Annotated in this window: 7 protein-coding genes; all 7 read left to right on the top strand. The window is 63.6% G+C overall.

Annotated features, from left to right (window positions below; genetic code table 11):
• The 7 genes from RIN61_RS10210 to RIN61_RS10180 all read left to right on the top strand — a co-directional run bounded on the left by RIN61_RS10210 (nucleotide 1) and on the right by RIN61_RS10180 (nucleotide 11,903).
• The gene (locus RIN61_RS10210) at nucleotides 1-1,002 is read left to right on the top strand and encodes a pilus assembly protein PilP (protein WP_112249933.1); all 1,002 of its coding nucleotides are present in this window, start codon (nucleotides 1-3) and stop codon (nucleotides 1,000-1,002) included.
• Nucleotides 926-2,194 carry a type IV pilus secretin PilQ gene (locus RIN61_RS10205; protein ID WP_313857012.1) on the top strand — a complete coding sequence of 423 codons (1,269 nt, stop codon included), beginning with the start codon at nucleotides 926-928 and terminating at the stop codon, nucleotides 2,192-2,194. Before RIN61_RS10210 ends, RIN61_RS10205 begins: the two co-directional genes overlap by 77 nt.
• Before the next feature lie 4 nt (nucleotides 2,195-2,198).
• On the top strand, nucleotides 2,199-2,717 hold the full coding sequence (gene aroK / locus RIN61_RS10200) for a shikimate kinase AroK (protein ID WP_025340956.1): 519 nt from the start codon (nucleotides 2,199-2,201) through the stop codon (nucleotides 2,715-2,717).
• A gap of 96 nt (nucleotides 2,718-2,813) precedes the next feature.
• Complete coding sequence (gene aroB / locus RIN61_RS10195) at nucleotides 2,814-3,911, top strand: 3-dehydroquinate synthase (protein WP_112249658.1); 1,098 nt, start codon at nucleotides 2,814-2,816, stop codon at nucleotides 3,909-3,911.
• A gap of 15 nt (nucleotides 3,912-3,926) precedes the next feature.
• Nucleotides 3,927-5,561: an SPOR domain-containing protein gene (locus tag RIN61_RS10190; protein ID WP_112249656.1), complete on the top strand. Its 1,635-nt coding sequence runs from the start codon at nucleotides 3,927-3,929 to the stop codon at nucleotides 5,559-5,561.
• 371 nt (nucleotides 5,562-5,932) lie between these two features.
• A complete protein-coding gene (gene gltB / locus RIN61_RS10185; RefSeq protein WP_252378397.1) occupies nucleotides 5,933-10,378 on the top strand; it encodes a glutamate synthase large subunit in 4,446 nt (1,481 codons plus the stop codon).
• A 106-nt stretch (nucleotides 10,379-10,484) separates the two neighbouring features.
• On the top strand, nucleotides 10,485-11,903 hold the full coding sequence (locus RIN61_RS10180; protein WP_013974599.1) for an FAD-dependent oxidoreductase: 1,419 nt from the start codon (nucleotides 10,485-10,487) through the stop codon (nucleotides 11,901-11,903).
• Nucleotides 11,904-12,100 lie beyond the last annotated feature (197 nt).

Raw genomic sequence — 12,100 nt, 5'->3', positions numbered from 1 at the left:
GTGCTCGGCTGGCTGGCCATGGCCGAGCGCTCCAAACGCTTCAGGCAGCTGGCGCCAGTGCTGTTGGCCCTGACGTTGTTCGGCCTGGGCTGCGCCATGCGTCTGCCTGCAGCGTTGCAGCAGCAGAGGCAGGAGGAGGCCCGCTACGCCGAGTTGCACGAAAAACAGTCAGCCAGCGCGGTGCAGCTGGCCGAGCTGGCGCAAATCCAGGCCTCTGTGAGCATTGCCGAGCAACGCTTGCGGGAGGCGTACTGGCACCTGGCGGCCGGGGAGGGCATGAGTGACCTGCTCGAGCGCCTGGCGGCATCGGGGCATGCTCATGGCTTGCTGATCGAGCGCTTCGACGTACATGACGACGAACAGCAGGGCGGTTTCCGCAAGGTACCGCTGGAACTACAAGTGGTGGGGCGATACGTGGCCCTGCGGCAGTGGCTGGGCGACTGGTTGGGCCAGGCGCGTGTGCTGCGCAGCGGTGACTTGCAGCTGGCTCCGGCCGATGGCAAGCCTGGGCTGCTACGCCTGCAGTTGCGGGTTGATGCCTATCAGGCGCTGGCGCCAGTGCCTGAACCTGCGACGCTTGCGCGAATGCCGGCCAGGGGCGTGACGGCAGCGCCCCAAGTCGACCCGTTTGCGCCCGGAGCGACACGGTTGGCGGGCAGCGGGTTGGGCGGCGTGCCTCTGGCGCAACTGGAGATGGTAGGCAGCCTGTCGCGTGGGGCGGAACACGAAGCACTGCTGATGGCGGCCGGCAGGCTCTATCGCGTGCGCCCTGGGGACCGGGTCGGGCGTGACCAGGGGGTGGTGGCGAGGGTTGATCGAACCCAGGTCGAAGTACGCGAACGGCTGTTCATGGCGGGCGTGTGGCATGAACGCATGGCGTTCATCACGCTCGCAAAGCACCAGGGCAAGGAGGCCCGGGACGACGATGAAAACATTGATGAAATGGGTACTGGCAGCCCTGCTGCCGGTCCCGCTGGCGTGGGCGATGCCTTATCAGGGTGAACCACTGTCGCTGAACTTCCAGGATGTTGAAGTGCGCTCGGTGCTGCAGGCGCTGGCTGACTACGCCGGTGTCAACCTGGTCGTCAGCGATGCCGTGCAGGGTAGCGTCACCTTGCGCCTGGAGGATGTGCCATGGGACCAGGCGCTGGACCTGGTACTGCGCAGCAAGGGCCTGGCCCGGCGACAGGAGGGCAATGTGCTGCTGGTGGCGCCTGCGGCCGAGTTTGCCGCGCAATCTGTCGATGCCCGTGTGGGCCAGGCGCTGGATGCGCAGTTGCAGCCGTTGCGCCGGGAACTGTTGCCCATCCATCACGCCGAGGCTGCCGAGCTGGCGGAATTGCTGCTGGAGAGCCTGGCAGATGACGGCAACCTCGCCGGTCGGGGCAGCCTGAGTGTCGATGAACGCACCAATACGCTGGTGGTGCACCAGCCGGCCGACCGCCTCGCCGAGCTGAGGCAATTGGTGGCGCAGCTGGATGTGCCGGTGCGCCAGGTGGCGATCGAGGCACGTATCGTCGAGGCCAACGTCGATTACGAGAAAAGCCTGGGGGTGCGCTGGGGCGGGCCGCTGTATGTCGAGAGCCCGCGCCCTGGCAAGGATCTGTTCGTCGACCTGGGGGTGGAGCGGGTGGTTGGCAGTATTGGCCTGGGCCTGTTGCGTGGCGACGTGTTGCTCGACCTGGAACTCAGTGCCATGGAAAAGAGCGGCAACGGGGAAATCATCTCGCAGCCCAAGGTGGTCACGGCCGACAAGGAAACGGCCAGAATCCTCAAGGGTACCGAGGTGCCGTACCAGGAAACCAGCAAGAGCGGCGCCACCTCGGTAGCGTTCCGCGAAGCCTCGTTGTCGCTGGAGGTGACTCCGCAGATCACCCCGGACAACAAGGTGATCATGACCGTCAGGGTGACCAAGGACGAGCCGGATTACGTCAATGCCTTGAACAACGTACCGCCGATCCGCAAGAACGAGGTCAATGCCAAGGTTCGCGTGACGGACGGTGAAACGATCGTGATCGGTGGCGTGTACTCGACTTCGCAAAACAATGTGGTCGACAAGGTGCCATTTTTCGGCGATCTGCCGTATGTTGGGCGGCTGTTTCGACGCGATGCATTACAAGAGAAAAAATCCGAGCTGCTGGTCTTCCTGACTCCGCGTATCATGAGTGACCAGGCGATTGCTGTGAGTCGTTGATTCTGTGCGAAATTTGATACTTGTGGGGCCCATGGGCGCTGGTAAAAGCACCATCGGGCGCCTATTGGCCAAAGAGCTGCGCCTGCTGTTCAAGGATTCCGACAAGGAAATCGAACTGCGATGCGGCGCCAACATACCGTGGATTTTCGACAAGGAAGGCGAGCCGGGTTTCCGTGACCGCGAGCAGGCGATGATCGCCGAGCTGTGCGCACTCGACGGCGTGGTCCTGGCGACCGGCGGTGGCGCGGTAATGCGCGAGGCCAACCGCCAGGCCCTGCACCAGGGTGGCCGCGTGATCTATCTGCATGCTTCGGTGGAGCAGCAGGTTGGCCGCACCGCACGTGATCGCAATCGCCCCCTGCTGCGCACCGCCAATCCCGAGGCGACCTTGCGCGCCCTGCTGGAAACCCGCGACCCGCTCTATCGCGAGATCGCCGACCTGGTGGTGGAAACCGACGAGCGGCCGCCTCGCATGGTGGTGATCGATATTCTCGAGCGCTTGCAGCAGTTGCCGCCCCGTTAGCCCGGGACTATTCTCGGCCACCAGCGCCGAGGCTAGGTTCAACGTTACCGCGCGGGCGCCCGAACAGCGCAGCGCTCAAGTACATTGTGGGGATACATGCAGACACTAAAGGTCGACCTGGGCGAGCGTAGCTACCCGATCTACATTGGCGAAGGCCTGCTGGACCAGCCTGAACTGCTGGCGCCGCACATCGCCGGGCGGCAGGTTGCCATCGTTTCCAACGAGACCGTCGCGCCCCTGTATCTCGAACGCCTGAGCAAGACCCTGGGCGCCTATTCGGTGCTGCCGGTGGTATTGCCCGATGGCGAAGCCCACAAGAACTGGGAAACCCTGCAGCTGATCTTCGATGGCCTGCTGACTGCACGGCATGACCGCCGCACCACCGTGGTTGCCCTGGGTGGTGGCGTGATCGGTGACATGGCCGGCTTCGCCGCCGCCTGCTACCAGCGCGGCGTCGACTTCATCCAGGTGCCGACCACGCTGTTGTCCCAGGTCGATTCCTCGGTTGGTGGCAAGACTGGCATCAACCACCCGCTGGGCAAGAACATGGTCGGTGCGTTCTACCAGCCCAACGCGGTGCTGATCGACACCACCACGCTGCAGACCCTGCCGGCGCGCGAGCTGTCTGCCGGGCTGGCGGAAGTGATCAAGTACGGCCTGATCTGCGACAAGCCGTTCCTCACCTGGCTCGAAGATAATATGCAGGCGCTGCGCGCCCTCGATCCGGCGGCGCTGACCGAAGCCATTCGCCGTTCCTGCGCGGCCAAGGCCGCCGTGGTCGGGGCTGACGAGCGCGAATCCGGCGTGCGCGCCACGCTGAACCTGGGGCACACCTTCGGCCATGCCATCGAGACCCACATGGGTTACGGCGTGTGGCTGCACGGCGAAGCCGTGGCGGCGGGTACGGTGATGGCCCTGGAGATGTCCATGCGCCTTGGCTGGATCGACCAGGCCGAGCGCGATCGCGGAATCCGCCTGTTGCAGGACGCAGGTTTGCCGGTGGTGCCACCACAGGAAATGACCCCGGCGCATTTCATGGAGCACATGGCGGTCGACAAGAAGGTGCTCGACGGCCGCCTACGTCTGGTGCTGCTGCGCCAGATGGGCGAGGCCGTGGTGACCGACGACTATCCGAAAGAGATTCTACAGGCCACGTTGTCGGCGGATTACCGCGCGATCGTGGCCCAGCTTTGAGGTTGTGACAGCGCAATGACCAGTTTGCATGCCGATGAGGCCTTTCTCGACCATTACCAGTTGAGCCACGATCCGTTCGCACCCCGCGTGCCCGGCTTCAAGTTCTTCCCGGCCCAGCGCAAGCCCGTGCTCGGCCAATTGCACCACCTGGCGCGCTACAGCCAGCTGATGCTGGTTGTCACCGGCCCGCTGGGCAGTGGCAAGACCCTGCTGCGCCAGGCCCTGGTGGCCAGTACCAACAAGCAGGCAGTGCAGAGCGTGGTGGTTTCCGCTCGTGGCGCCAGCGATGCCGCCAGCGTACTCGGCCAGGTCGCGCAGAACCTGGATGTGGCCGAAGCCGAAATGCAGGCGATCCTGGCCAAGGTGGTGCAATTGGCACTGACTGGCCAGGAAGTGTATTTGCTGGTGGACGATGCGGAACAACTCGACGAGTCGGCACTCCAAGCGTTGCTGGAATTGGCGGCGGGTGTGCCGGAAGGGCGCCCGCACGTGTTCCTGTTCGGTGAGCCGTCGCTGATTGCCGGGCTGGACGAGATCAATATCGAGGAAGAACGCTTCCATATCATCGAACTCGCCCCCTACAGTGAAGAAGAAACCCGCGAGTACCTGGAGCAGCGCCTGGAAGGTGCTGGCCGGGGCATCGAGGTGTTCAGCCGTGAACAGATCGTCGATATCCATGAAAACTCCGACGGCTGGCCTGGCAACATCAACCAGGTCGCCCGTGACACTTTGATCGAAGCCATGATCGCCAGCCGCTCGACGGCCAAGCGACCATCCATGGGGTTCAAGATGCCTAAAAAACATGTGCTCGCGCTGTCCGCTGTGGTTGTGGTCGCCGTTGCGGCCGCGGTGTTGATGCCGAAGAAAGGTGACAAGGCGCCTGCCGAAGCGCCTGCCGCCCAGGCCCAGCTGCCGCTTGGCGAAGGCCAGGCCAATGGTGGCAACCCGGCCATCGAGTTCTCGGGTTCTTCCCAGCCGATGCCATTGCCGCTGGTTGGCCAGTCGCAGCCGGTGATGCGCGAGCCGCTGGCCCAGGCCGCGGGCATGGGCGAGGGTGAAGAGGGTAGCCCGGCCGGCGATACCGCCCTGCAGCCAGGCAACCCGCCGCCAACCGTGACCACCATCGCACCACCGCAAGGTGTGCCGGCAGGCCCGGCACCGGTACCTGCCCAGCCAGTAGCCTCGGCGCCGACCCAGCCGGTACAGCCGCAACCGCAGCCGGTTGCACCTGCAGCGAAGCCTGTCGCAACCCAGCCTGCCAAGCCGGTCGCGCCTGCCAAGCCTGCGCCAGCACCGACTCAAGTCGCCGTGGCCAAGCCGGCCGCCAAGCCTGTCGAGAAGCCGGCAGCCGGTGGCAGCGGCAACAGCGGCTGGTACACCGGTCAGAAACCGGGCAATTACGTGGTGCAAATTCTGGGTACCAGCTCCGAGGCTTCGGCCCAGGCGTTCGTCAAGGCCCAGGGTGGCGACTATCGCTACTTCAAGAAAAACCTGCAGGGCAAGCCGCTGTACGTTGTCACTTACGGCAACTTCGCCAACCGCGACGCAGCGGTTGCGGCAATCAAGAACTTGCCAGCGAAGGTCCAGGCTGGTAAACCTTGGCCACGTACCGTCGCCAGCGTCCAACAAGAGCTGGCCTCGGCCCGCTGATACCTTCCGGGCGGCATCACCCCGCTGCCCAGTTGCTGAGCGATTACTGACTTTCGACTAGCCTGCTGCGTTGTCACGCGGCAGGCTTTTCTGTCCCAGACTGCCGGCCACAAGCCTTACTTGCAGTCATGGCTGAAACGCTTCAGACTCGAGCCAGCCGCTATCACGGCGCATGGCGCAAAAACATTCAAAATTGCGACATAAATTTTCAATGGTGAGACATGAAAATTTGTGGGCATCGCTGTCGCTGTGCAACAATGGTTTTCCATGGCCACCGCAAAAAAGCTGGCGTTTGATCGGCGTGGATGGTAAGTGGTTGTTAAAAAAGAGATTTACCTCCGTTGAGAGGTGAACCTGGTGAGAATGTGTCTATGAAAACAGGTCTGTACCATCCCGAAGAATTCAAGGACAACTGTGGTTTTGGCCTGATCGCCCATATGACGGGCGAACCGAGCCACCACCTTCTGCAAACCGCCATGCAGGCATTGACCTGCATGACCCACCGCGGCGGCATTAACGCCGACGGCAAGACCGGTGACGGTTGCGGTCTGCTCATGCAGAAGCCCGATCAATTCCTGCGTGCCGTGGCCCAGGAGCACTTCGCCGTCGAGCTGCCCAGGCAGTACGCCGTCGGCATGGTGTTCTTCAATCAGGACCCGGTCAAAGCCGAAGCCGCTCGCGCCAACATGGACCGCGAAATCCTTGCCGCTGGCCTGAAGCTGGTCGGCTGGCGCAAGGTGCCGATCGACACCAGCGTGCTCGGCCGCCTGGCGCTCGAGCGCCTGCCACAGATCGAGCAGGTGTTCATCGGCGGTGAAGGCCTGAGCGACCAGGAATTCGCCATCAAGCTGTTCAGTGCTCGTCGCCGTTCTTCCGTGGCCAACGCCCACGACACCGACCACTACATCTGCAGCTTCTCGCACAAGACCATCATCTACAAAGGCCTGATGATGCCGCGCGATCTCGCGGCCTTCTACCCGGACCTGGGTGACGAGCGCCTGCAAACCGCGATCTGCGTGTTCCACCAGCGCTTCTCCACCAACACCCTGCCGAAATGGCCGCTGGCGCAGCCGTTTCGCTTCCTCGCCCACAACGGCGAGATCAACACCATCACCGGCAACCGCAACTGGGCCATGGCCCGTCGCACCAAGTTCGCCAACGACCTGATCCCCGACCTCGAAGAGCTCGGCCCGCTGGTCAACCGCGTCGGTTCCGATTCCTCGAGCATGGACAACATGCTGGAGCTGATGGTCACTGGCGGTATCGACCTGTTCCGTGGCGTGCGCATGCTGGTACCGCCAGCCTGGCAGAACGTCGAGACCATGGACGCCGACCTGCGCGCTTTCTACGAATACAACTCCATGCACATGGAGCCGTGGGATGGCCCGGCCGGTATCGTCATGACCGAAGGCCGCCATGCAGTGTGCCTGCTCGACCGTAACGGCCTGCGCCCGGCGCGCTGGGTAACCACCACCAATGGCTACATCACCATCGCCTCGGAAATCGGCGTATGGGGCTACCAGCCTGAGGATGTATTGGCCAAGGGCCGTGTCGGCCCGGGCCAGATCCTGGCCGTGGACACCGAAACCGGCCAGATCCTCGACACCGACGCCATCGACAACCGCCTGAAGTCGCGCCACCCGTACAAGCGCTGGCTGCGTCAGCATGCCACGCGCATCCAGGCGACGCTGACCGACGATCAGGGCGTGGCCAGCTACGACGCCGACCAGCTCAAGCAATACATGAAGATGTTCCAGGTCACCTTCGAGGAGCGTGACCAGGTACTGCGCCCGCTCGGCGAGCAGGGCCAGGAAGCGGTCGGCTCGATGGGTGACGACACGCCGATGGCCGTGTTGTCGCAGCGTGTGCGTTCGCCGTACGACTTCTTCCGCCAGCAGTTCGCCCAAGTGACCAACCCGCCGATCGACCCGCTGCGCGAAGCGATCGTCATGTCCCTGGAAATCTGCCTGGGTGCCGAGCGCAACATCTTCCAGGAATCCCCGGAGCATGCTTCGCGGGTAATCCTCAGCTCGCCGGTCATCTCGCCCGCCAAGTGGCGTTCGCTGATGAACCTGGAGCGCGAAGGCTTCGACCGCCAGCTGATCGACCTCAACTATGAACAGAGCGTTGGCCTGGAAGCGGCCATCCGCAACATCGCCGACCAGGCTGAAGAAGCCGTGCGCGCTGGCAAGACCCAGCTGGTGCTGAGCGACCGCTACATCGCCCCGGGCAAGCTGCCGGTGCACGCCTCGCTGGCCGTTGGTGCGGTGCACCACCGCCTGACCGAACAGGGCCTGCGTTGCGACAGCAACATCCTGGTGGAAACCGCCACCGCCCGCGACCCGCACCACTTCGCCGTGCTGCTGGGCTTCGGTGCCTCGGCCGTTTACCCGTACCTGGCCTATGAAGTGCTGGCTGACCTGATCCGTACTGGCGAAGTGCTGGGCGACCTGGACGAAGTCTTCAAGTACTACCGCAAGGGCATCTCCAAGGGCCTGCTGAAGATCCTGTCGAAGATGGGTATCTCCACCATCGCCTCGTACCGTGGCGCGCAGCTGTTCGAAGCCATCGGCCTGGCCGAGGAAGTGGTGGGCCTGAGCTTCAAGGGCGTTTCCAGCCGCATCAAGGGTGCGCGTTTCGCAGACCTGGAAAGCGACCAGAAGCTGCTGGCAGCCGAAGCCTGGAGCGCGCGCAAGCCGATCCAGCAAGGCGGCCTACTGAAGTTCGTCCATGGTGGTGAATACCACGCCTACAACCCGGATGTGGTCAACACCCTGCAGGCCGCCGTGCAACAGGGCGACTACGCCAAGTTCAAGGAATACACCACGCTGGTGGACCAGCGTCCGGTGTCGATGATCCGCGACCTGCTGAAGGTGAAAGTGGCCGACCAGCCGCTGGCGCTGGAGCAGATCGAGCCACTGGAGGCGATCCTCAAGCGCTTCGACTCCGCCGGTATCTCGCTGGGCGCACTGTCGCCGGAGGCTCACGAAGCGCTGGCCGAGGCGATGAACCGCCTGGGCGCGCGTTCCAACTCTGGCGAGGGCGGTGAAGACCCGTCGCGCTACGGCACCATCAAGAGCTCGAAGATCAAGCAGGTGGCCACCGGCCGCTTTGGCGTGACCCCGGAATACCTGGTCAACGCCGAAGTGCTGCAGATCAAGGTTGCCCAGGGTGCCAAGCCCGGTGAAGGCGGCCAGCTGCCAGGCGGCAAGGTCAACGGCCTGATCGCCAAGCTGCGTTACGCAGTACCTGGCGTGACCCTGATCTCGCCTCCTCCGCACCACGACATCTACTCGATCGAAGACCTGGCCCAGCTGATCTACGACCTCAAGCAGGTCAACCCGCAGGCCCTGGTTTCGGTCAAGCTGGTGGCAGAAGCCGGCGTCGGCACCATCGCCGCCGGTGTGGCCAAGGCCTATGCCGACCTGATCACCATCTCCGGCTACGACGGTGGTACCGGTGCTTCGCCGCTGACCTCAATCAAGTACGCCGGCGCTCCATGGGAGCTGGGCCTGGCCGAGACCCACCAGACCCTGCGCGGCAACGACCTGCGCGGCAAGGTGCGGGTACAGACCGACGGCGGCCTGAAGACCGGCCTGGACGTGATCAAGGCGGCTATCCTCGGTGCCGAAAGCTTCGGCTTCGGGACCGCGCCAATGATCGCTCTGGGCTGCAAGTACCTGCGCATCTGCCACCTGAACAACTGCGCCACCGGCGTGGCTACCCAGAACGACAAGCTGCGCAAGGACCACTACATCGGCACCGTCGACATGGTGATCAACTTCTTCACCTTCGTCGCCGAAGAGACCCGTGAGTGGCTGGCCAAGCTGGGCGTGCGCAGCCTCGGCGAACTGATCGGCCGTACCGACCTGCTCGACGTGCTGCCAGGCGACACCGAGCGCCAGCAGTACCTGGACCTGACGCCGCTGCTGGGCAGCTCGCATATCCCGGCTGACAAGCCGCAGTTCTGCGAGGTCGACAAGAACCCGCCGTTCGACCAGGGTGAGCTGGCCGAGAAGATGGTGGAAATGGCCATGCCGGCCATCCGTGACCAGGCCGGTGGCGAGTTCAGCCTCGACATCTGCAACTGCGACCGCTCCATCGGTGCGCGCGTGTCGGGTGAAATCGCCCGCCTGCATGGCAACCAGGGTATGGCCGCAGCGCCGATCACCTTCCGCTTCAAGGGCACTGCGGGCCAGAGCTTCGGCGTGTGGAACGCCGGCGGCCTGAACCTGCACCTGGAAGGCGATGCCAACGACTACGTCGGCAAGGGCATGACCGGCGGCAAGGTCACCATCGTGCCGCCAGTCGGCAGCCCGTTCGAAACCCAGCACAGCGCCATCGTCGGCAACACCTGCCTGTACGGCGCCACCGGCGGCAAGCTGTTCGCCGCCGGTACTGCTGGCGAGCGCTTCGCTGTACGTAACTCCGGCGCCCACGCTGTTGTCGAGGGCACTGGCGATCACTGCTGTGAATACATGACCGGCGGCTTTGTCTGCGTGCTGGGCAAGACCGGTTACAACTTCGGTTCTGGCATGACTGGCGGCTTCGCCTACGTGCTCGACATGGACAATACCTTCGTCGACAAGCTCAACCATGAGCTGGTGGAAATCCAGCGTATCAGTGGTGAAGCGATGGAGGCCTATCGCAGCCACCTGGCGCGGGTCCTTGCCGAGTACGTGGAAGAGACTGGCAGCGAGTGGGGGCGTGAGCTCTCGGAGAACCTGGACGACTACGTGCGGCGCTTCTGGCTGGTCAAGCCGAAGGCAGCCAACCTGAAGCAACTGCTGTCCAGCACCCGTGCCAACCCGCAGTAACAACAGCTGCAAGTGACGGCCCCGTACGCGGGGCCTGTCGTGCTCAAGTGATCGTCTTGCAGCTTGCAGCCTGAGGCTGGCAACTGCGGTAAAGAGGTTTTGAAAAATGGCTGAACGTCTGAACAACGACTTCCAGTTCATCGAAGTGGGCCGCAAGGACCCGAAGAAAAAGCTGCTGCGCCAGCGCAAGAAGGAGTTCGTGGAAATCTACGAGCCGTTCAAGCCGCAGCAGTCCGTGGAGCAGGCGCACCGCTGCCTGGGCTGCGGTAACCCCTATTGCGAATGGAAGTGCCCGGTACACAACTTCATCCCCAACTGGTTGAAGCTGGTTTCCGAAGGCAACATCCTGGCCGCGGCGGAACTGTCGCACCAGACCAACACCCTGCCGGAAGTGTGCGGCCGCGTATGCCCGCAGGACCGCCTGTGCGAGGGTGCCTGCACCCTGAACGACGGCTTCGGTGCGGTGACCATCGGCTCGGTGGAGAAGTACATCACCGACACCGCCTTCGCCATGGGCTGGCGCCCGGACATGTCCAAGGTCAAGCCAACCGGCAAGCGCGTCGCCATCATCGGTGCCGGCCCGGCTGGCCTGGGCTGTGCCGACGTGCTGGTACGTGCCGGCGTGACCCCGGTGGTGTTCGATCGCAACCCGGAAATCGGCGGCCTGCTGACCTTCGGTATTCCCGAGTTCAAGCTGGAAAAGACCGTGCTCAGCAACCGCCGTGAAGTGTTCACCGGCATGGGCATCGAGTTCCGCCTGAACACCGAGGTGGGCAAGGACGTGACCATGGAGCAACTGCTCGCCGAGTACGACGCGGTGTTCATGGGCATGGGTACCTACACCTACATGAAGGGCGGCTTCCCGGGCGAGGACCTGCCGGGCGTGCATGACGCGCTGGACTTCCTGATCGCCAACGTCAACCGCAACCTGGGCTTCGAGAAGTCGCCGGAAGACTTCGTCGACATGCAGGGCAAGAAGGTGGTGGTACTGGGCGGTGGTGACACCGCGATGGACTGCAACCGCACTTCGATCCGCCAGGGCGCCAAGTCGGTGACCTGCGCCTATCGCCGTGACGAGGCCAACATGCCGGGTTCGCGTCGTGAGGTGAAGAACGCCAAGGAAGAGGGCGTGAAGTTCCTCTACAACCGCCAGCCTATCGCCATTGTCGGCGAGGACAAGGTCGAAGGCGTGAAGGTGGTCGAGACTCGTCTCGGCGAGCCGGATGCCCGTGGCCGCCGCAGCCCGGAGCCGATCCCGGGGTCCGAAGAGATCCTGCCGGCCGATGCCGTGGTCATCGCCTTCGGCTTCCGACCAAGCCCAGCGCCGTGGTTCGAGCAGCATGGCATCCAGCTGGACAGCCAGGGCCGCGTGGTGGCACCGGAGAAGGGCAAGTTCAAGCACCAGACCAGCAACCCGAAAGTGTTTGCCGGTGGCGACATGGTGCGTGGGTCGGACCTGGTGGTGACGGCTATCTTCGAAGGGCGTACTGCTGCTGAAGGTATCCTGGACTACCTGGAAGTCTGATTGATTATGGGGCCGCTTTGCGGCCCGTCGCGACACAAGGCCGCTCCTACAGGGGATCGCGTACTTCCTGTAGGAGCGGCCTTGTGTCGCGACGGGCTGCAAAGTAGCCCCAAAGGCATTTTTGTATACAAAAATCCTTGATCCATGGCATCCAATAGACAAAACGCATGGCCTTGACCGTGCCTTTTGCGCTGGCG

Source organism: Pseudomonas inefficax (genome assembly GCF_032164165.1).
Taxonomy (GTDB): domain Bacteria; phylum Pseudomonadota; class Gammaproteobacteria; order Pseudomonadales; family Pseudomonadaceae; genus Aquipseudomonas; species Aquipseudomonas inefficax.
Note: the sequence above shows the minus strand (reverse complement) of the source record. Positions and strands in the feature narration are given on the sequence as shown.